The organism is Acetobacter cibinongensis, from assembly GCF_000963925.1.
GTDB classification, from domain to species: domain Bacteria; phylum Pseudomonadota; class Alphaproteobacteria; order Acetobacterales; family Acetobacteraceae; genus Acetobacter; species Acetobacter cibinongensis.
The window spans coordinates 252,177-273,734 of the sequence record NZ_BAMV01000018.1 but is presented as its reverse complement, the minus strand read 5'-3'; the positions used below and the strand labels follow the sequence as shown (position 1 = coordinate 273,734).

Here is a 21,558-nt window from a genome sequence, read left to right as displayed (position 1 = left end):
AGAGCCAGAGCCAGAGCCAGAGCCAGAGCCAGAGAAACCTGCGGTTGACCCCGCCAGATATTTTGCGGCGTCAGCAACCCTGCGGGCACAGCGTATAGGCGCTCTTTCCTCCGCTCAGGAAACCGAGCGTGGTGTGGGTACTGATGGGGACGAACAGAAGGATACCTTGCGCAAGGTGATCCAACCGCATGTTACGGCCTTTCAGGGGCAGTTGCCCGCAGCGTATCATACGCCTAATCAGCCTGTGGCACCGCATGAGCCCAGCGTAAAAGAGCGTGTGGGGCAGGTTTACGCTAACCTTTGGCGGGTCGTGTCAGAAAACGCCCTTGTGCGTAAAATCGCGCAACGTTCTAACGAGAACGCACGTCCTGCGGTTGAGAGCGGAGACGCTGCGGCACAGGGGGCTGTACAGCCTGCGCAGGCGCAAAGTAATGCGCTGACTTCGGCTTCATCCTTCAGCGGTTTGCTCGTTACAGAAGGGTTTTGGCGCGTGGCGTGGGGTGTTAGCCTTGTCTGCGCTTTGAGTGTGCTGCTGGGGGCATGGTACTGGTGGGACAGTATTGTGCAGATGTGGCCACCAGCGGGGCGCTTACATTAATCGGGCTAAAATGCTCCAGCGCGTTACAGGCGCTGGAGTGCTCAAAATGAGCTGATACAGTCAGACGTTTTTACCAGCCACGGTTGCAAGGGTCGCACCGGCAGCGGCCAGCGCCATCAGCAGAATACCATCCCAGATCAGGCCACCGGCTGTCAGATCATGTCCGGCAATAACGATATGGGACGGAATGGCCGAGGCTACCGAACCAATGGCGTCACGCGCCTGTGGGTCTGCAGATGCTGCCGCGTGGGAGAGTGAGCCAACAACAGCGGGCAGCGCCTTCCACAAGACACCGGCTATCAGCAGCAGAGGGGCGAGAAGTTCTGCCAGTTGCTGCACAAAATAAAAGATGAAGAAACAGACGGACCAGATGCCAGTGCGCACCAGGCGCAGTGCAAATGGTGAGCTAGACAGATCCGTGCGAGGGGTGGAGAGCGGCGGACGGGAATATTCGGCGCGATGCGGCTGGTCCATAACGGGGTCGTTCCTTTAAGGCGGCCAAGATAGTGCTGCACATAAGCGGTAGGCTTTCTGCGCGGGCTTTCAGTGTGGCGGACTATACACAAGAGCCGGGGCTCGCGCACTGTCTGGCCATAAAATCATGGTGGGGGTGCCTTACAGGTCACAGGCCGGTCGTCACAAAACTGTGAGGCTATGAATTCTCATTTTAATGAAAAATTAAAATATGCTCATGAAAGAAGTAAGCGGACGCTATGGGCTTAAGCCCTGATCGTAACCGGTTTATTATAACGCCGGAAGATAGCAGGCACGTTGGGAACAGCACAAACAATGGCACTTTCCCCCTTATCTAAGGCTGCGTGTGCTCAGGCCGGAGGGGAAAGCCCTATGAATTTTTTGTCCTGCACGGTCTGGCTTGCGGGGCTTGCAAGCGCCGTAGAAGAGCGGTTTGTGCATCTCCTGCAACAGCGTGGGTTTTCTGTTCGCGTGCTGCCCAACGGGGCTTCGGCCTTTACTGCGTTTGAGCAGGCTTTGCCCGAACTGCTGGTTGTCCCGTCTGATCTGGGGGATATGACAGCCATTCACTTGAGCCAAAAGCTCAGGCTAAACGCTGTCACACGTGGTATCCCGATTGTTGTGCTGACGGAAACCGCAGACCCTCAGCTTGAAAAAGAAATGCTCGAGCGTGGGGCTGATGCCTGCTTCTGCGTGACGTCGGACCCCCTGCTGCTTATGTTCCGCATCTGTACGCTGCTGCGTGAATATGAAGATGATTTGCCCATGCGCGAGGGAGCTACGTTTCAGGCTCCTTCTGTCATGGTCGTGACAGCACCCGGAGGCCTTTTGTGGTCATGGCCACATGCCATACCGGCGGGTCAGGACAGTGCTGGAAATGAGCCCGCCCTCCTGACCCTTCTCCGCAAAAGCGGAGACACGGCAACTTTGCTGGAAGATGTAACTCAGCTTGAGTCAGGCGACACGACCGCGCCGCACTATCATCCTGATTGTGTGTTGGTGGACCTTTCGTGCCCGCAGTTCGATGGTCTGGAAGTGGCCCGTACGCTTGTGGCGCTCCGGCGGCGCAACCGGCAATGCACCCGGATTCTGGGTATGGTGCCAAGCGGGCAGGTTGTTGGCCAGACCGCCACTATTGCCTTTGGCGCGGGTGTGGATGACCTGGTGGATGCGACGATTTCCGCAGACCTGCTCATGGCCCGTATTGGCAGTTTGATCCGCCGCAAAATTTTGCAGGACGAAATGCGCCGGGAAGATGCGCATATTGAAAGTGCGCGCGCGCGTATGGCTTTGGCTGATGCCCTGCGCCGCGTCAACGCAGACCTTGCTGCGGCAAACCGCAAACTGATTGAAGCACAGGCCAAGCTTGTTCAGTCGGCCAAAATGGCCTCGTTGGGGGAACTGGCCGCCGGTATTGCGCATGAGTTCAACAACCCGCTGGCTTTTGTGCTTGCGCATGAGAATACGGTAAGCCGGAGCATTTCTCGTGCTTTGGCGGCGGTGCAGGACGGCGACCTTCAGGAGGCAGAGGCCGCACTGGGCAAAGGGGGAGAACGGCTTTCAGCTTCCCTGATCGGGTTATCACGAATGCGCGACCTTGTAGCCAGTCTGCGTCGTTTTTCGCGGTTGGAAGAGGGGGAATTTGCGCGTCTGGACGTGCCTGAAGCCCTGAGTATGGTGTTAACACTTTTGGCTCCCAAATTGGGGCAGGAAATTCAGGTTTCCTGCCACTTGGATGCCCCTGCCGAACTGTTTTGTCAGGCAGCATTGGTTAATCAGGTGGTGATGAATATTGTGAGTAATGCGGCAGATGCTATTTTAGAAAAACGCAGTTCAGAAAAAAAAGAATATAAAAACACTCAGAACGATAAAATAGAGATTTTCTCCGCTCTGGAAGATGCTGCGGACCGGGAGTCCGGTCAGGATTATGTCATCCGCATTAGTGATACAGGCCCAGGTGTTCCGGAAAGCTTGCAGGAACGGATATTTGAACCCTTTTTTACAACAAAACCTGTAGGCTCAGGGACTGGGCTAGGGCTGGCCACAGCTTATGGCGTTGTACAGGCTCATGGTGGGAGTGTTGTTGTGACCAACATGCAAAATGGCGGGGCCTGTTTTACTTTGCGCGTGCCGTATCGGCCTGTAGAGGAGAAGCGCAGTGACAACGCTGCCTGAGTTGAAGCGCAGGGCGATCGTTCTGATTGTAGACGATGAGCCGGAAATACTTGTCGCCCTGACAGATCTGCTGGAAGACAGTTATCAGGTTTACACGGCATCTTCTGGTCAGCAGGGGTTGGCTATTCTTGCGCAGCAGCCTGATGTTGCCGTTATTATTTCTGATCAGCGTATGCCCAACATGACTGGCGATGCCTTTCTGGCGCAGGCACGCCATATCTCATCCGCCGGTGCCATCCTGCTGACAGGCTATGCAGATATTACAGCTGTGGAAGCCGCGTTGAACCGGGGGCAGATTTCCTTTTTTGCGTACAAACCCTGGGATGGTGAAACCTTACTGTCCATGGTGGGGCAGGCTGCCCGTCGGTACGAATTGGAAAAAGAACTGGACTGTGAGCAGCGGCTGTTACGGAGCCTGCTGGATAACCTGCCCTTTGGCCTTGCGTTCAAGGACGAACAGGGCCGCTTTATCCGTATTAATGCGCAGATGGCCAAGCAGCTTGGACACTCTGTTCAGGACTGCCTTGGCAAAAAAGAAGATGAACTTGTGGATGGCGACCGTCTGGCTAGCCTGGATGAAGCAAAACCTGTTCTGTCAGGTGGGGGGCGAGACCAGCAGGTACTCAAGCTTTCCACACCTTCCGGGCAGGTGCGCTGGCATGATCTGACACGTATCCGTCTTGGCAATGGGAATGACGGAGAGGAAGTGCCGCGCGCGTCGTCCGATCTGGTTGATTATTCCATTGTGATAGACCGGGATGTTACGGATTTGCTCAATCTTGAGCAGCGTTTGCGGCAAGCCCAGAAAATGCAGGCCATTGGCACGTTGGCTGGCGGCATTGCGCATGATTTCAATAATCTGCTCACCGCTATCATGGGGTCTCTGGAACTGGTTCAGGACCTTGAGCCCCCGCAGCAGCCCAGCGTTGTGCGCCTGTATGGCAACGCCATGGAAGCCGCGCGCCGTGGCAGTGTGCTGACACAGAAGTTGCTGGACTTCAGCCGCCCGCGCCATTTGTCCTGCCAGCAGGTGGATGTTGTTGCCCTGTTGCGGGATCTTGAAGGCTTTATGATGCACGGGAAGGTCCCGCAGGACCTTCAGGACGCTTTGGGTGCGGATAGTCTTGAAGCGGCGGGGCGTATTAGTGGTGTGCAGTTTAACCTGCCGGATGAGGCGTTGCCTGTTGTTTGGACAGACGCCATCCAGCTTGAGCTGGCGGTGTTTAATCTGTGCGTCAACGCGCAGGATGCACAGCCGGATGATGGCGCCATCAGCGTGTCCGTAAGAAAAAGCGCCCGCTTGCTGGGGCGTACCTCCTCTGGCGTGCCGGGAGATGCATGGGTGGTTGTGCAGGTGCTGGATACCGGCGTAGGCATGACCGAGGAAATGCAGGCCCGTATTTTTGACCCGTTCTTTACCACCAAGGACATGGGGCAGGGCACGGGCATGGGCCTGTCCATGATTTATGGTTTCATCAACCATTGCGGTGGCGAGGTGCGCGTGGACAGCGTGCCCGGTGGCGGTACGTCCATCGAGCTCTGGTTGCCTGCCATGGCCGCCAACACCAACCACCCGATTATGCAGCAAGGCGTAACGCCGCTTCCCCAAAAGCCGCGCCCCGCACTGCCTGATTTACAGGCTGGCAACGTTATTCTCGTGGTGGATGATGAACCCGGAGTACGGGCGGTCACGGCTGGTTTCCTCCGGCGGGCAGGGTATGATGTTGTGGAAGCCTCCAGCGGACAGGACTCACTTGCTATAGTTGAAAAAAACCCAGCAATTGCTCTGGTCGTAATGGATGTCATGATGCCCGGCATGAATGGGAACGAGGCCGCACGGCGCATACAGCAGCAAAGGCCGCATCTGCCGGTTCTGTTTGTCACAGGCTATACAGATCTGGGCTTGTTGCCTACTGGTGTCACTGTTCTGCACAAGCCCTACACGCGGGATGCCTTGCTGGCGGATGTCAGAGCCATGCTGGCTGCGTAGCCTTGCCTCTTGTGCTGGCGTGGCGAGCACCTATGTTTTGTGACTATGATGCAAAGCTTTCATTCAGCCTCCTCTCCGCATGATCCCGTGGGATGGCACGGGACCACTATCCTCTGTGTACGGCGTGGGCCGGATGTCGCCATGGCGGGTGACGGCCAAGTAACGCTTGGCAGCACCGTCATAAAAGGCAACGCCCGCAAAGTGCGGCGTATAGGGCCATCAGGGTCCATTCTGGCCGGGTTTGCGGGGGCTACGGCAGACGCATTTACGCTGCTGGAACGCCTGGAAGCCAAGTTGGAGCGCTACCCCAATCAGTTGGAACGCGCATGTGTTGAACTGGCAAAGGATTGGCGGACAGACCGCTACCTTCGTCGGTTGGAAGCCATGATGGCCGTGGCGGACGCTGAGCATTCCTTCACGCTAACCGGGAATGGGGACGTACTGGAGCCAGAAGATGGCATTATCGCCATTGGGTCAGGTGGTAATTTTGCGCTGTCTGCTGCACGCGCCCTGCTGACGGTTGATGGGCTGAGTGCAGAGGACATTGCACGCCGCTCTATGAAAATTGCTGGCGATATTTGTGTTTATACCAATCATTCCGTGCGTGTAGAAACACTCTCCGCGCGCTCAGTGGCAGAGTGAGGGGGAGAGACCATGGAAGCACCAACATTTTCCCCGAGTGAAATTGTCTCTGAGCTGGACCGCTTTATTGTAGGGCAGGCGGATGCCAAGCGTGCCGTTGCCATAGCCATGCGCAACCGCTGGCGGCGGGCGCAGTTGGCAGACGGTATGCGTGAAGAGGTTGTACCCAAGAATATCCTCATGATCGGGCCAACCGGCTGCGGGAAAACCGAAATTGCCCGTAGGCTTGCCAAGCTGGCTCAGGCCCCGTTTCTGAAAATTGAAGCAACAAAATTTACAGAAGTTGGCTATGTCGGTCGGGATGTAGACAGCATTATTCGTGATCTGGTGGAAGCCTCCCTTACCATGCTCCGTGATGTCAGGCGGCGCGATGTGAAAGCAAAGGCTGAGCAGGCGGCAGAAGAGCGTTTGGTAGAGGCTCTGGTAGGGCAAGGTGCGTCTGCTGATACCAAAAGCAAATTTCGGACCATGCTGCGGTCTGGTCAGCTTGAAGACAAGGAAGTGGATATTCAGGTTGTAGAAGCCGCCCCATCTGGCACGGGCGAGATGCCCGGTGTCATGCCGGGGAATGTCATCAACTTTGGTGAGATGATGAAAGGCTTCATGAACCGCGCACCGCAGCAACGTAAACTGAAGGTTGCGACAGCCCGCGTTTACCTGGAGCGGGAAGAAGCGGACAAGCTGCTGGATAATGAAGCCCTTACGCGTGAGGCAGTGGCCCACGCCCAGGATAACGGCATTGTCTTTATTGATGAAATTGACAAGGTGTGCGCCCGCGCTTCAGAAAACGGCACAAAAGGAGGCGATGTGTCCCGTGAAGGGGTGCAGCGTGATCTGCTGCCTTTGATTGAGGGGACAACAGTTTCCACAAAATATGGCCCGGTTAAAACGGATCATATTCTGTTTATTGCGTCAGGGGCTTTTCATCTGGCTAAACCGTCTGACCTGCTGCCGGAATTGCAGGGGCGTTTACCCATCAGGGTGGAATTGCAGCCTTTGAGCCGGGACGACCTACGGCGTATCTTGACAGACCCTGAGCATTCTCTGCTCAAACAGTATTCGGCGCTCCTGCAAACTGAGGGGGTGACCTTGACGTTTGAAGATGGGGCAATTGACGCGCTGGCGGAACTTGCTGCAGATATTAACGAGCGTGTTGAAAATATTGGTGCACGGCGTCTTGCCACGGTGCTCGAAAAGCTGTTGGAAGAGATCTCTTTCACAGCATCGGACCGTAAGGGCGAGCATGTGACCGTTGCTGCCTCGCTCGTACAGGACAAGGTGGCTCCTCTGGCCCGCAAGGGTGATCTTAGCCGGTTTATTCTCTAATGGACGCACCTTTTGTACTGCCTCAGGAAGATACTGCTGCTGAAGCAATTGAGGCCATACGCGATGAGTTGGACTTGTTTGATGACTGGATGGAGCGCTACCAGTACATCATAGAAATGGGCCGTAAGCTGCCTGATTTCCCCAAGGAATGGTGTGATGATGCACACCGGGTTCCCGGTTGCCAAAGTCAGGTATGGCTGGAGGCCCGGACGGAGGGGGAAGACCTGTATTTTGCAGGCCTTTCTGATGCCGCCATTGTTTGTGGTCTGGTGGCGTTACTTCTGCGGGTTTATTCCGGTCGGCCTAAAGCTGAAATTTTGCAAACAGACCCTAAATTTCTGCATGATCTGGGTTTGGTGCAGGCTCTTTCTACTAACCGGGGCAATGGCGTAGAAGCCATGGCGCGTGCCATCCGTTCTGCTGCGGCCCAGTAATCAGCGCTTAATTATTTTGTGAAAAATGCTGTGCTCCCGCCTTGTTGGTCAGGCTCAAGGCGGGCACGGTACTGAGGGTCAGGCATATTTTTGCCTTTCTGGTTTCAGGATGTGACACTCCATAAAAAATAATGAAGAAATTTTTCATAGAACTATTATAAAAAGCCCGATTTTAAGTTTGTAAGACTATGTTTTTTATCTAGGTAAAAGCGAAGCATGTTTGGAAAAATATTGTGTCGTGTGCAGGGGATAGCCAATTCCTCTGACGGGCAATTTGGCGTGGTCATTGGTCTATGTTGTCTGTTAGGCGTATTTTTTTCAGCACTTATTGCACTACCTTGGGGTGGGTTTATTTCAGCGTCCTGTCAGTGGGATTGCTCCTGGTATATGAGTGTTGTGACAGATGGTTACACAACGCTGCCGCTGCTTGATGATGCCTCGCGGCGAACGCAGGCAAACTGGGCGTTTTTTCCACTTTACCCCTTATTGGTAAGTGGCCTGAAGAGCGTGAGTTTTTTGAGTGCAAAAACCTCAGGCCTGCTTGTCAATCTTCTGCTTTGGCCGGTACTGATTTTCCTGAGCTATCGTGACCTTGTCTTGCGGCGTATGCCGGTAGACAGGTTATTATTTGCGCTTTTTTTCGTCTGCTACCCATTTAATATTTGGTACATGGCGCAGTATTCAGAAGGAATTTACGGCGTTCTTCTTGTCGGTACTGTTGTTGCACTTCGTAGCCATAAAGTCGTATGGGCTGCTCTTATCTGTGCGCTGATGGCACTGGCACGGCCAACTGGCTTTGTTATGGCGATTGTGATGGCTGCATGGTGGTTGCTCCATTCATGGCCCAAGGAACGTCTGGCGCAAAAAGAGAGAGTTACAGACAGCTTACTTCTGGTCAGTGCTGCGGGGGCCGGGTTATCGCTTTACGTTTTATACCTTTTCCACATTATGGGAGATGGGTTTGCCTTTGCGCATGTGCAAATTGCATGGAATAGGCATTTTGGCTTTTTCCTGAAGCATGTTGCCGATGCATTTACAAATAAGCATCAGGTTAAATACGGTATTTTTGCTGTCTTGGGCTTTATCGTCATCTGGAGAATGTGCAAACAGCAATGGAGCTTGAACGCTCTTGTTGTTGGCGTAACCGCACTGCTTGCTTCATCCACAGGTGTAGAGTCTATAGAGCGGTTTATTTTCAGTAATCCATTTACAATACAGTTTCTGGCATATGCCACAGTGTCGCGGTCACGCCGTTTTATGGGGTGTGTGTTTGTGGGCATGGTCTTGTTGCATGTTGTTACAACTATTCTGTGGTATAATCAGAGACGGTGGGTGATGTAATGCGTATTAAAATTCTCATCATAGTCTGTTTGTTGGCATTTGATGCCTTTGGTTTTTACACAGGGCTTCACCCGTCCGTATCTGATGCGTACCGTGGTTTTTATCTGACTCATACGCTTACAGTAGATGAGTATTATCAGGCCGTTAAAGCAGGCCACCCGTAAAATTACTTATTTGATCGGAGACAATAAAAAACGGCGTTACTGTTGCAAAGCAAATAGTAACGCCGTTTGAGTAGTCTATACCCTCACCAGCTTACGCTGACTTATGGTCTGCCAAACCCTTCAGCACATCTGCCGGGCGGATGGGTTGGTGGCGCAGGCGTACGCCAACAGCGTTAAACACACCGTTCGCAATGGCTGCCCCAATAGTGGTCACACCCGGTTCACCAAGCCCCATCGGCTTTTCAGTGCTTTCGACAAACTCAATGTCGATTTCCGGTGCATCGGCAATGCGAAGCGGCGTGTAGCTGTTCAGATTGAGGTCACGCACATTGCCATCGACAATTTCTGTGTTCTCAAATAGAGCCATGCTCAGCCCCCACAATGCGCCGCCTTCTGTCTGGGCAGCAGCGCCATCGGGATCAATAATGGTCCCAGCATCCAGCACCAGCCAGATTTTCTGGCAGGTTACCACACCTGTTTTGCGGTCCACATGCACCTGTGCTGCACCAGCCGTCCAGGTTGGCATGGCGCGTTCCTGCCCGAAGGTGGTGGCAATGCCAATGGCTGTATCTTTGGGCAGGGTGGTTTTCCCGTACCCACATTTTTCCACCAGACGCTTCAGCACGTCAGCCTGACGCTTGGCACCGCCCACTGAGTCCGGTGCTTTGCCAGCATTGCGGCCTTTTGCTGTCAGCAGGGACAGGCGGAAGTCAACGGGGTCTTTCCCCAGTTCATGTGCCAGTTCATCCAGAAAAGCTTCGTGAGCCCAAGGGGTCCAGCCGGAGCTGACTGAGCGCAGCCAGCCGGGGCGGAAGGTATCGCTGGCCAGATCGTTATCCAGTGCGCGAACGCGCATGGGGCCAACATCGTACCAGTGGTCAGCGCCCGCAATGGCAAACTGGTCGTAGGGTTTGCCATCGGCTCCTTTTTCCATGAAGGCTGCGGCCATAACACGCGTTGGCCAGCCAGCAGAGGCATGGTGCTCCCACCCGGTCGGGTTTTTCTGTTCGTCCAACGCCACGCGCACGGTCTGGATAGACGGAGAGCGGAAGGAGTCAAACAGCATGTCATCCGAGCGGGTAAGGATGAGTTTGACTGGCTTGCCACCAATGGCTTTTGAAATCAGAGCTGCGGGCACAGCGTAGTCCCCATTCAGGCGGCGACCAAAGCCACCCCCCAGCAGGTAGCTGCGCATAACCACATCGCTTTCCGGCACCTGAAGCGCTTTGGCAATGACTGGCAGAAACAGGGACTGCCACTGGTTGCCACAATGCACTTCCCACTTGCCATCCTGCAGGCGGGCAAGGGCGTTAGTGGGTTCAAGCTGGTAATGCAGTACGGACGCACAGGTATAGGTGCGCTCAAAAACCTGCTTTGCGGATTTGAAGGCCTCATCTACGCCAGCGTCATTAAACACGCAGGAGCCACCGGTTTTTTCAGCAATCTGCTTGCGGCCGTGCTCAATGATGTCCTGCTCGGACACTTTGGCTGTCTTGCCTGGTGTCCAGGTAACTTTCAGGGCATCCGTGGCGCGAATGGCCGCCGGGTAGGAAGATGCCAGAACCGCAACCCAGCCGGGAACCGTTTCAGACGGGTCTTCCAGCACAACGTAGCGAATATAGCCTTTAACCTTTTTGGCGTCCGTATCATCTACAGAAACAACTTTGGAGCCGTAGCGGGTTGGGGGCAGCTTGGGGCGGGCATAAACCATGCCGTCCAGCTTGGCATCAATACCATAAATGGCAGAGCCATCCGTCTTAGCCGGAATATCAAGAGACTTGACGTCCTTGCCAATCAGGCGGCGTTCAGACGCTGGTTTCAGGGGGAGCTTGCCCATTTCTTCCGGTGTAAAAGTGCGGGTAGGGTGCACCTTGCTGACAATGTCACCGTAGGAGATGGATTTGCTGCCTGCGATAACCCGACCATTACGGGCAATGCAGTTGGCAGGAGAGGTGCCAAGAAGTTTGGCGCCTTCTTCCACCATGACGGTGCGTGCGGCAGCCCCAGCCTGACGGAAGACATCCCATGTCATCCATACGGACCAGGAACCACCTGTGACCATCAGGCCCCATTTGGGGTCTGTATCAACCTGCGTGATCTGGACCTTGCTCCAGTCCGCTTCCATTTCATCTGCAATAATACGGGCGAGGGCAGTGCCCACATGCTGGCCCATTTCTGCGCGGATAACATTGATGTTGACCGTGCCGTCCGGCCCGATGGAACACCAGACAGTGGGTTCGAACGCGCCATTGCCCGGCATGGTGGCTGATGCCGGGTAAAGCTGCGCTGCCTTGCTTTCCCGCGCAAAACCAAACATGAGGGCAGACCCCATGGCGGTCATCAAAAATCCGCGGCGGCTTGCTTTCAGGCTCGCAGCGCGGTCCTGCCGGGCAGCAATCTGTTCTAGTTTACCCATGAGATGCTGTCTCCTCACGCATGGCGGCAGCGGCTTTTTTAATGGCCTTGCGAATACGAATATAGGTCATGCAGCGGCATAGGCTTCCGCCCATAACACCATCAATCTGTTCATCCGTTGGGTCCGGATAATCCTTCAAAAGGCTTGCCGCCTGCATGATCTGGCCAGACTGGCAGTAGCCGCATTGCGGTACCTGAATATCACGCCATGCTTCCTGCACGGGGTGCTTGCCGTCCGGGTCCAGGCCTTCGATTGTAACAATCTCTGCCCCGTTGATGGAACTGACGGGTGTGATGCAGGAGCGTGTGGCACGCCCCCCGACATGTACGGTGCAGGCACCGCACTGGCCAACCCCACACCCAAATTTGGTGCCGGTCTGGCCTAGTTCATCACGCAGCGCCCACAGGAGCGGGGTATCATCTGGCACATCGACGGTTACGTCACGGCCATTGAGTTTAAACTTTATCATATCTGGCTCCGTGTACCGTCTTAGTGGGAAGAATTGACAGGAATGGGTGTGACGGTCTTGCGCACGTCAGCGGCTTTTTTCTCGAGGTCTTTCCACGGCGGCAGAGTGGTGCGGGTGCGGCGCAGATAAGCGGCAAGGCGGGCCATATCAGCATCCGACAGGGCATTATAGAAGCTCGGCATGGCAACGCCGGACTGGCCTTCTTCTGCTGTCAGGCCACGAAGCATGACCTGGAACAGGTTTGTCGGTTCATCCAGCCACAGCGCATTGTTCAGCGCCAGATCCGGGCGACCAAGCACAGGTGACGGTGCGGCATTGTAATGGCAGGCAGCACACGCACCCTGATAGAGTTTGGCATCCGGGTCAGAATTGGGGCCGATCAGGTCTTTCTTCGACTGCTCCATGGCCAGTGCCAACGCTGCGGGGTCATGTTTTTCACGCTCAGCCGCTTTGTCTACATCGGCAAAGTAATGTGCAATGGCGTGCACATCTTCTTCCGGCACGGTTGCGAGGAAGCGGTGTGCAACAGGCGACATCGGGCCACCAGCCGGACCATGCAGAGGCGCTACACCATTGCGCAGATACTGGTACAGTTCCTCTTCCGTCCATGTGGTTGGGGTCGGGTTATGCTCGTTCAGTGGGGGAGCAATCCAGTTATCCACCACAGCGCCATCATAAGCTGAGCCTTTTTTCTCCGCTCCCATCAGGTTGCGGGGGGTATGGCACGCGCCACAATGGGCATTGCCTTCAGCCAGGTAAGCGCCGCGGTTCCACAAGGCATCATGGCTGGGGTCTGGCTTATAGACGCCAGGTGTAAAGAACATGAGCTTCCACGCAGCCTGACCAATGCGGAGGCTCAGCGGGAAGGGCAGTTCGTTGGGGCGTTGTGTCATGTGCACGGCAGGGCGTGTCATGAGGTAGGCGTACAGATCGGCAATGTCCTGATCTGTCATTTTCGTGAAATGGTCGTAGGGGAAGGCGGGAATAAGATGTTCGCCTTCGCGGGACACACCGTAGCGCATGGCGCGGCGCAGAGCGTCCTCCGACCAGCGGCCAATCCCGGTTTCAGGGTCAGGCGTGATGTTGGAGGAGTAAATGGCCCCGAATGGGGTTTCCATTTTATAGTCACCAGCAAGCTCTGGGCCACCACCCATATCTGTGCGGGTATGACATTCCGCACAATAGCCTTCCGCGGCAACAATACGCCCGCGTTCTATCTGTTCAGCAGAGAAGCTGCTGGCGGCTGGTGGCGTTATGGTCGCAATGGACGGGTACCAAGCGTAATACAGGAAACCCAGCCCACCAAGGACACCAGCCCCGACAACCCCAGCTAAAAGACGTTTAATCACTCTACCCCCAATCTTGTAACAGACTGATAGAGGCCAGAGCAGAAAAGCCATGGTTCTGGCGTTTCCTCCCACAGCGCTGGCGCTTCTCAGTCTTTAATCCCGTTATCTCGTTAGTGTGTATTTATCCTGAATTAAGGAGCAAATAAACGCATAGATGCGGCAGAAAAGCTGTAAAAAATGAATAAGATTTATTTATCAGGTACAAGTTCTGTCCTGATTTACTGCTAACTATATACCATTGTATATAGACACACAATAAAAACGTGTTGTTTTTATTTGGGACTATGACGGTAAACGCACCCCCGCCGCCCAATTTTCGGGAGCGGGGGTGCGCTGTTTTACAGAGACAGGTTCTGAAGTGTCTTGCGTGCGCCGTGAGCGCGGATACTTTGGCGCAGGGTGTCCACATCCTGCACGAAGGCCGGAAAACGGTCTAATTCCCAGCCAGAAAATACTGAAATTTGTAAGGCTGTGGTGGTGTCGTCCTGCACTGCCTGAGTTCGTGCATCATCGGGCAAGCCGGGTTCGGAAAGAGTATAGCGCTTGTGGTTGTCCGTCTCTCCACGCAGATAGTTTAGGAAGCAGGCAACGCCGAAGGCGATACGTTTATGATCTTTACCAGCTTCTAAAACGCCTTTGGCAGTATCTGCCCAGAAAACGGGGAGTTTTGACGCGCTGTCAGAAGCAATACGAATGAGCTGGTCGCCAACGGCCGGGTTACGGAAGCGGCTTAATACCTGCTGCGCATACCGTTGCAGAGTTACACCATCTGGGGGGCTAATGAAGGGTGACGCATCCTGCGCCAAAAACTGCTCAAGCAGTGCAACCAACGCCGTATCCTGCATGGCATCGGGTACCGTGGCATAGTCCATCAGCACACCGGGAAGAGCCAGCATGGAATGAGATGCATTCAGCATCCGCAGCTTTACCTGTTCATAAGGCCCAACATCCTGGGTAAACTCTACGCCCACAGCCTCCAGTTCCGGGCGGCCCGCACAGAATTTGTCCTCAATAACCCACTGGGTGAAGTCTTCGGCAAACAGGGGCATCTTGTCATCTATACCGCTCAGAGCATTCAGGCGCGTCACATCTGCGGCTGAAACGGACGGCGTGATCCGGTCCACCATGGTGGAGGGGAAGGTGACGTTCTCTTCAATCCATGCGCCAAGCTTGGCATCCCGCGCTTTGGCGTAGGAGCAGAAAGCTGTGCGCGCGACCGTGCCGTTATCCCGCAGGTTATCACAGGTCATGACGGTGAAAGGGCCTGCGCCACTCTCACGGCGGAGGCGCAGGGCCTCGGTCACAAGCCCAAAGGCGGTCTCGGGTACATCCCGTTTCAGGTCTTCTGCAATGGCTGGATCATCCAGCATGAACTGGCTGTTGGCATCCACATAATACCCGCCTTCGGTAATGGTCAGGCTCACGATTTTGATGGCAGGGTCCGCCAGACGATGAATAGCCGCTGTGCGGTCTTTTGCGGCCTGCACATACTCGGTAATTGCACCCAGAACGCGGGTTGTGTGGTCACCGTCTGTTGCAAACTCGGTCAGGGTGTACAGACCATTCTGTTCCGCCATAAGGGCGGCGCGTTTTGTCTCGCGCTCATTATCCCGCAGTCCTACGCCAACGATTGCCCATTCCTGCTGGTCAGGACGTGCCAGAACCCGGTCTATATAGAGTGCCTGATGCGCACGGTGAAAATTCCCCACGGCAAGGTGCGCTATGCCGGGAGTTGTTTTTGTGCGGTCATAATCAGGGGTAAGAACTTGAACGGGAAGTTTGGTGAGCGTTGCGTTGGAGAGGGAAATCATGAAAGTGGCGAACCTCATTAATGTTGCGTCATGCGCAATGGCATGATGTGGGGTTAAGGGCAGTGGCATCTGGCGTAATGCAAGCGCCTGTTTCCATGCGGTTTAAAGCGTATGCCAGCCGTAAAGGTTGCAGGTCAGGCAGCCTGCGTGGCACACCTAGCAAAGCATGTGTCTACACAGATCTTTATGTGGCCCGCAGGTGAACATTTTACCTGCCACATAAGGCAAGGGAGTGCGGGCACAGGAGTGTATAGTCCGCAAGATACAGGGAAATCCTTGAGCTTGCCACCTTGTAAAGCTGTGGAGTTTGGGCTATGGGGGCGGCTTCGCACACGCGTCCGGGCTTGTAGGGCATGCCCGGCCGTGGTCTGTTGCGCCGCAAGGCGTAGCGAAGCTTAATAGTTTGCAGGAGTAATGAAATGCCCAAGATGAAGACCAAATCGTCGGTCAAAAAGCGGTTCAAAATCACCGCAACCGGCAAGGTGCTCTCCGGTCCGTGCGGTAAACGCCACGGCATGATCAAGCGCCCGCAGAAAATGAAACGCACCAACCGCGGTGCACAGGTGATGACACCGCAGGACGGTCGTACCGTCAAGCAGTGGGCACCCTACGGGCTGGTTTGAGGAGTATCTAGCATATGGCACGTGTAAAACGCGGCGTAACAAGCCACGCTCGCCACAAGAAGGTTCTGAAGCTCTCCAAGGGTTTCCGCGGCCGGTCTTCTACAAACTACCGTATTGCTCTGGAACGGCTCGAAAAGTCCCTCCAGTATGCATACCGTGACCGCCGGAACAAAAAGCGTGAATTCCGCGCTCTGTGGATCCAGCGTATCAATGCCGCTGTGCGTGAGCACGGCCTGACCTACAGCCGTTTCATCAACGGTCTGGACAAGGCTGGTATTGAAATCGACCGTAAGGTTCTGGCCGCCATCGCTTTTGATGACGCAGCATCTTTCGCTGAAATCGTGAAAAAAGCTCAGGCAGCTCTGGCCGCCTAAGGTTTTTGACCGGTTAAGGTTATCGGAAAAGGCTGCCCCTTATCGGGCGGCCTTTTTTGTTTTGGCTCCCTCATCAGGCAGTTTTCAGGCTTTATGGCGGGATAGGGGTTTTCTCCGGCTACAGGACGGAGTATTCGGCCCTAGCGTATTTTTCCCCTCGTGCGAGGTTTCATGAGCGACGATCTTGAAGTTTTCCGGCAGGAAGTCCTGTCCGAACTGGCTAATGCTGCTGATATGCGGGCATGGGATGCCGTCCGGGTGGGGACACTTGGCAAGTCAGGCCGCCTGACCACCTTGCTCAAGGCGTTGGGAAAAATGGCGCCAGAGGAGCGTAAAGCCCGTGGTGCGGCCCTGAACCGCCTGCGTGATGACCTGAACCGTGCGGTAGAAGAGCGCGGCAAGGCGCTTGAGGCTGCGGCTCTTGAAGCCCGGCTTATTGCTGAGCGTGTGGATGTAACCCTGCCACCTCCGCCGGTTGTGCAGGGCGCTATTCACCCGATCTCCCGCGCAATGGAAGAAATGACTGCCATTTTCGGCGCCATGGGGTTCAGTGTGGCAGAAGGCCCGGATATCGAGACTGACTGGCATAACTTTTCCGCCCTCAATACGCCGGACCATCATCCGGCACGGACGGACCATGACACATTCTATTTGCCGCCCGCACCGGGTCTGGATGTAACACGCGTGCTGCGTACCCAGACCTCCGGCGTGCAGATCCGCACCATGCTGAGTGAGAAGCCGCCCATCCGCGTTATATGCCCGGGTCGGACTTACCGTGCAGACCATGATGCAACCCATTCGCCTATGTTCCATCAGTGCGAAGGGTTGGTCATAGGGCAGGGCATTACGCTGGGGCATCTTAAAGGCTGCCTGATTGAGTTCCTGCGTGTGTTCTTTGACAAGCCGGATCTGCCTGTTCGTTTTCGGTCCTCTTATTTCCCCTTTACCGAACCCTCCATGGAGGTGGATATCGGCTGGTCTCGCCGGACAGGGGAAATTGGAGGCGGTGATGACTGGCTTGAGGTGCTGGGGTCCGGCATGGTGCACCCGCGTGTTCTGGCCAATTGTGGCCTTGACCCGCGTGACTGGCAGGGGTTTGCCTTTGGTATGGGTATTGAACGCCTAGCCATGCTGAAGAACGGTATTCCGGACCTGCGGTCTTTTTACGAGAGTGATATTCGCTGGTTGCGCCATTACGGGTCGGACCCGCTTGCGCCCGCGCTGCTGCATGAGGGGGTGTAAGACATGAAATTCACGCTATCCTGGCTGTATGACCACCTTGAAACACAGGCAACGCTGGAAGAAATCTGCGTAAAGCTGAACCAGATTGGTCTTGAGGTTGAAAGTGTAGAAAATCGGGGCGCAGCGATTGAGCCGTTCCGTACCGCGCGTATTCTGGAAGCGACCCGCCACCCGGACGCAGACCGCTTGCAGGTCTGTCGTGTGGATGCTGGTCCTGGCTTTGAAAACGTGCAGGTTGTGTGTGGCGCGCCTAATGCCCGGACAGGTCTGGCGGTTATTTTTGCACCACCGGGCACTTATGTGCCGGGGTTGGATATTACCATCAAAGCCGGAAAAATCCGTGGTGAAGCCAGCGGAGGCATGTTGTGCTCCTTGCGCGAGCTTGGTTTGGGTGAAGAAAGCAGCGGCATTGCCGAACTGCCGGAGGATACTTTCCCCGGTCAGTCCTACGCTGACTTTGCGGGTCTTGATGATGTTGTCATTGACATTGCCATCACCCCTAACCGGGGGGATGCACTGGGGGTACGGGGTATTGCGCGTGACCTTGCTGCAGCGGGTCTTGGTACACTCCGTCCGTGGCTGGCTGAGGCTGTCGAAGGAACGTTTGCCTCACCCGTCACATGGGAGAATACGCACACAAAAGCCTGCCCCTGGATTTTGGGGCGGACTATTCGCGGTGTTAAAAATGGCCCCAGCCCGGAATGGCTGCGCACCAAGCTGGAAAGCATTGGTTTACGCTCTATCTCCACCCTGGTTGATATTACCAATTACTTCTGTTTCGACCTTGGTCGGCCTTTGCATGTTTTTGATGCCAGCAAAATTGCTGGCGGCCGCCTGATCGTGTGTCAGGGTGCGGGTGAAACGTTCCGTGCGCTGGATGGAGAGGACTACATCGTCACGCCAGAGGATTGCGTGATGACAGACGCCAATGGCGTGCAGTCTCTGGCAGGTATTATGGGGGGTGAAGCCTCCGGCGCGACAGAAGAAACGACAGACGTTTTTGTAGAATGCGCCCTGTTTGACCCCGTGAGCATTGCCTTGAGCGCCCGCCGGGTTGGGTTGGCTTCTGACAGCAGTTACCGGTTTGAGCGCGGTGTGGATCAGGCGTTGCCTGTTGCAGCGCTTGAAGCTGCAACGCGCATGATTATTGATCTTTGCGGCGGTGAAGCTAGCGAGGTTGTATCTGCCGGGGAGCAACCCGCATGGCAGCGTGACGCTACTCTGGCATTTAATCGCGTCCGTGATCTTGGTGGGCTTGATGTGCCTGCGCAGGAAAGCGTGTCCCTGCTGGAAAAGCTGGGTTTTGAAGTGCAGGACCGTACGGATGATGCCGTGCGTGTGAGTGTGCCGTCATGGCGCAACGACATTGCCCAGAAGCCTGTTCTGGCTCAGGCACCGAAACTGGATGAAGCACAGGCTGCCAAAGCCGCAGAGGGCGTTGCCCACTGTGAAGCCGAGAGCGATCTGGTTGAGGAAATCCTGCGTCTCAAGGGGCTGGATAGTGTGCCTGCTGTGCCGCTGCCTGCCGTAAGTGTTGTGCCGGGCACGGCACTGACACCAAAGCAAATTCGCACCGCACGGGCGCGCCGTATTCTGGCAGCGCGTGGCTTGGTTGAAACGGTTGGTTTCTCCTTTGTTTCGCACGAAGACGCAGTGCGTTTTGGTGGTGCGCCTGAGAGCTTGCGTCTGCTCAACCCCATTGCGTCTGACCTAGACCAGATGCGCCCGACCCCTCTGGTTAATCTGGTGTCCGCAACGCAGCGCAATAGCGTACGTGGCTGGGCTGATATTGGGTTGTTTGAAGTGGGGCCAGCATTTTCAGAGGCCGGGCAGCAGCTTGTTGCCGCCGGTATACGAAGTGGGCATACGCCGCGCTACCCGGAGCAGGAAAGCAAAGCTGTTTCCCTTTGGGCTGCCAAGGCCGATGCGCTGGAACTTCTGACCCAGCTTGGCCTTTCACCTGACGCGCTCAGCACAACAGCAGATGCCCCCGGCTGGTACCATCCGGGGCGTTCCGGTGTTGTGCGCCAAGGGCCCAAAAACGTGCTGGCCTATTTTGGTGAACTCCATCCCTCCCTGTTGCAGGCGGCTGGCATTGACGTGCCGGTTGTAGGGTTTGAAGTGTTTATGGACAGCGTGCCAGACCCAAAACGGCGTAAGAAGTCTGCTCCCAAACTTTCAAGCTTCCAGCCAGTACGCCGAGATTTTGCGTTTGTGGTTGCACGGGATGTGCCAGGTGAAAACCTGCTAAAAGCCGTGCGTGGTGCAGACAGAAACCTGGTTGCTGGCGTTACCCTGTTTGACGTCTATGAAGGCCCGCATGTGCCTGAAGGCTACCGCTCTGTTGGGGTGGAAGTTGTTTTGCAACCAATGGATAAAAGCCTGACGGATGCGGAACTGGAAGCGGTGTCAGAACGGATTGTTGCTGCTGTGACCAAAACAACCGGCGCGGCCCTTCGCTAAAGGTAGACAACCCCCGACATTCAGAAGGTGTCGGGGGATTTTTTTGCTCAAATATTATTCTGCTACAGATACGCTGATCTTGTGTCGTGCGTGCCAGCGCATGGTAAGTCACGGTCCAATAGACCCAAGAGCTTTATGGCTTTGGTGCTGACCAGAAGTCGCATGCAGATATCATTTTCAATCTGGGTTTATAAAAACTTAAAGTGCTATCTCATGGTTTGGGAAAGACTGCCTTACTGTGTCGGGCAGGGAGGGGTCATTTGTTCTGCTGTCAGGCTGCGATAATGAGCCTAAGTTCAACAGGCGCTGTAGGCATAATACTGTCAGGCAAAGCTGAAGACTGTGAGTGTTATTTCTGTACAGATAAACAGATTAAGAACCGTTTATTTTCTAAAATACTAAAAAACCTTAGTGGGATTGAAAATTAAATAAATAAAAATGAAACGGGAATTAATTTTATTAACATTATGGAATGTTTATTGAAAATATTAAAAACTCAAATATAGTTATTTTACCTAATCCCACGGATTTACCGTTTTTAAATGGAAGCACACCCTGCGGGGCGATGTTTTGGGGTTTGGGACTGCTCTAAGCAAATGGACGGCCTGATGCCAATAAAAGCTGACCTGCGCGTTCATATGAAACTGCGCCATTTTAGAATTATTGACACTCTAGCAACAACAAAAAATCTCAGATTGGCGGCCCAACATATTGGGGTGACCCCTACCGCTATTTCTAAAGCGTGCCTGGAACTGGAAGATCTGGTTGGGGTCAAGCTGTTTCATAGAAGCAATAATGGCATGTTGCCCAATACGCTATGCCAGCGTGTTGTTACTGCCGGTAGACGGATTGATTCCGAGCTTAAGAACCTGATGTATGACCTTTCTGTGCTCAATAGCAGTGTGCAGGGCCGGGTGCGTATCGGGTTTCAGGCTCCCTCATTAAATAGAGAAATAGCCCAGTGTGTTGCGGATATTATAAAAAACACGCCTAATATTAAAATATCCCTCGAATATGGTGATAGGCGGCAGCTTATTACCAGTATGGAGCGGAATGAGCTTGATTTTATACTGGTTAATTTATCCGGTCTTAATCACCATGACCGATTGCAGTCCCACATGTTGAAAACCGACAAATGTTTTGTAGCCTCTATTCAGTCCCTACATGACATGCCGGAAGTAATTGAAAAATGGGACTCTTTTGTGGAAAAGCCTTGGGTTTTGCCCGTACAGGGTTTAGCCATGCGTGACCGGTTTGAGGCGCTTATTCTAGCGCACGGTCTTGAGATGCCCCAAACTATTGTGGAGATGAACTCTCCCATGGGGGCGCGGGAAATTGTGGCGCTGACGGGAGGGTATGGGCTTTTGACGTTGTCCATGCATGAGCAGATAGGGCATGTCTCCAACATGCCGCCCAATATGAGGTTCCTGCCGGAAATGGAGCTGGAAAGCGGGATTGTGTGGGCAAAGGACAAGAATCACAGCCCGGTGGCTGATTTTGTGCGGGATTACATTATGCGGACCATCCGGCCAGAAGAGTAACGCTCCGTCAGTATCCCCAGAGAGTTTTTGGCAGAATTTAGCCGTTTTAAGGGACTCATTCGTAGTGTTCAAACGATAGTCCCGTTGTTATCCCACAGCCTATCCACAGATTCTGTGGATAAAGAA

The 21,558-nt window shown here is 54.5% G+C and carries 18 protein-coding genes; 13 read left to right on the top strand and 5 right to left on the bottom strand.

Annotated features, from left to right (window positions below):
* The coding region (locus Abci_RS12110) for a hypothetical protein (RefSeq protein ID WP_048839399.1) at positions 1–598 on the top strand (598 nt) is incomplete at its 5' end.
* Positions 599–658: 60 nt separating this feature from the next.
* Here Abci_RS12110 and Abci_RS12105 read toward each other — a convergent pair.
* Positions 659–1,072: a hypothetical protein gene (locus tag Abci_RS12105; protein ID WP_048839398.1), complete on the bottom strand. Its 414-nt coding sequence runs from the start codon at positions 1,070–1,072 to the stop codon at positions 659–661.
* A 372-nt stretch (positions 1,073–1,444) separates the two neighbouring features.
* On the opposite strand from Abci_RS12105, the gene Abci_RS12100 reads away from it, so the two are divergent.
* The 7 genes from Abci_RS12100 to Abci_RS12070 all read left to right on the top strand — a co-directional run bounded on the left by Abci_RS12100 (position 1,445) and on the right by Abci_RS12070 (position 9,144).
* Positions 1,445–3,247 (top strand): ATP-binding protein, encoded by a 1,803-nt coding sequence (locus tag Abci_RS12100; RefSeq protein ID WP_048839442.1) that lies wholly within the window; start codon positions 1,445–1,447, stop codon positions 3,245–3,247.
* A complete protein-coding gene (locus Abci_RS12095; protein ID WP_048839397.1) occupies positions 3,231–5,237 on the top strand; it encodes a response regulator in 2,007 nt (668 codons plus the stop codon). Before Abci_RS12100 ends, Abci_RS12095 begins: the two co-directional genes overlap by 17 nt.
* A 48-nt stretch (positions 5,238–5,285) precedes the next feature.
* Positions 5,286–5,879, top strand: coding sequence for an ATP-dependent protease subunit HslV (gene hslV / locus Abci_RS12090; RefSeq protein ID WP_048839441.1), 594 nt, complete (start codon positions 5,286–5,288; stop codon positions 5,877–5,879).
* A 12-nt stretch (positions 5,880–5,891) separates the two neighbouring features.
* The gene (gene hslU, locus Abci_RS12085; RefSeq protein WP_048839396.1) at positions 5,892–7,205 is read left to right on the top strand and encodes an ATP-dependent protease ATPase subunit HslU; all 1,314 of its coding nucleotides are present in this window, start codon (positions 5,892–5,894) and stop codon (positions 7,203–7,205) included.
* Positions 7,205–7,639 (top strand): SufE family protein, encoded by a 435-nt coding sequence (locus Abci_RS12080; RefSeq protein WP_048839395.1) that lies wholly within the window; start codon positions 7,205–7,207, stop codon positions 7,637–7,639. The genes hslU and Abci_RS12080 overlap by 1 nt, the downstream gene beginning before the upstream one ends.
* A gap of 216 nt (positions 7,640–7,855) precedes the next feature.
* Complete coding sequence (locus Abci_RS12075) at positions 7,856–8,980, top strand: hypothetical protein (RefSeq protein WP_146806737.1); 1,125 nt, start codon at positions 7,856–7,858, stop codon at positions 8,978–8,980.
* The gene (locus Abci_RS12070; protein ID WP_158319795.1) at positions 8,980–9,144 is read left to right on the top strand and encodes a hypothetical protein; all 165 of its coding nucleotides are present in this window, start codon (positions 8,980–8,982) and stop codon (positions 9,142–9,144) included. Before Abci_RS12075 ends, Abci_RS12070 begins: the two co-directional genes overlap by 1 nt.
* A 91-nt stretch (positions 9,145–9,235) precedes the next feature.
* Here the strand turns inward: Abci_RS12070 and Abci_RS12065 are convergent, their stop codons facing one another.
* From Abci_RS12065 to Abci_RS12050, 4 genes are all read right to left on the bottom strand, one after another.
* Positions 9,236–11,560, bottom strand: a complete 2,325-nt coding sequence (locus Abci_RS12065) for a xanthine dehydrogenase family protein molybdopterin-binding subunit (RefSeq protein WP_048839393.1) — start codon at positions 11,558–11,560, stop codon at positions 9,236–9,238.
* Positions 11,553–12,029, bottom strand: a complete 477-nt coding sequence (locus tag Abci_RS12060; RefSeq protein WP_048839392.1) for a (2Fe-2S)-binding protein — start codon at positions 12,027–12,029, stop codon at positions 11,553–11,555. Before Abci_RS12060 ends, Abci_RS12065 begins: the two co-directional genes overlap by 8 nt.
* 20 nt (positions 12,030–12,049) lie before the next feature.
* The gene (locus tag Abci_RS12055; RefSeq protein ID WP_048839391.1) at positions 12,050–13,378 is read right to left on the bottom strand and encodes a c-type cytochrome; all 1,329 of its coding nucleotides are present in this window, start codon (positions 13,376–13,378) and stop codon (positions 12,050–12,052) included.
* A 338-nt stretch (positions 13,379–13,716) separates the two neighbouring features.
* Positions 13,717–15,189, bottom strand: coding sequence for a mannitol dehydrogenase family protein (locus tag Abci_RS12050; protein WP_048839440.1), 1,473 nt, complete (start codon positions 15,187–15,189; stop codon positions 13,717–13,719).
* Between the two features lie 419 nt (positions 15,190–15,608).
* On the opposite strand from Abci_RS12050, the gene rpmI reads away from it, so the two are divergent.
* The 5 genes from rpmI to Abci_RS12025 all read left to right on the top strand — a co-directional run bounded on the left by rpmI (position 15,609) and on the right by Abci_RS12025 (position 21,432).
* Positions 15,609–15,812 (top strand): 50S ribosomal protein L35, encoded by a 204-nt coding sequence (gene rpmI, locus Abci_RS12045; RefSeq protein ID WP_006557067.1) that lies wholly within the window; start codon positions 15,609–15,611, stop codon positions 15,810–15,812.
* Between the two features lie 14 nt (positions 15,813–15,826).
* Complete coding sequence (gene rplT / locus Abci_RS12040) at positions 15,827–16,186, top strand: 50S ribosomal protein L20 (protein ID WP_048839389.1); 360 nt, start codon at positions 15,827–15,829, stop codon at positions 16,184–16,186.
* A 171-nt stretch (positions 16,187–16,357) separates the two neighbouring features.
* Positions 16,358–17,428: a phenylalanine--tRNA ligase subunit alpha gene (gene pheS / locus Abci_RS12035; protein ID WP_048839439.1), complete on the top strand. Its 1,071-nt coding sequence runs from the start codon at positions 16,358–16,360 to the stop codon at positions 17,426–17,428.
* A gap of 3 nt (positions 17,429–17,431) precedes the next feature.
* Positions 17,432–19,891, top strand: coding sequence for a phenylalanine--tRNA ligase subunit beta (gene pheT / locus Abci_RS12030; RefSeq protein WP_048839388.1), 2,460 nt, complete (start codon positions 17,432–17,434; stop codon positions 19,889–19,891).
* 608 nt (positions 19,892–20,499) lie between these two features.
* Positions 20,500–21,432, top strand: a complete 933-nt coding sequence (locus tag Abci_RS12025; protein WP_158319794.1) for a LysR family transcriptional regulator — start codon at positions 20,500–20,502, stop codon at positions 21,430–21,432.
* Positions 21,433–21,558 lie beyond the last annotated feature (126 nt).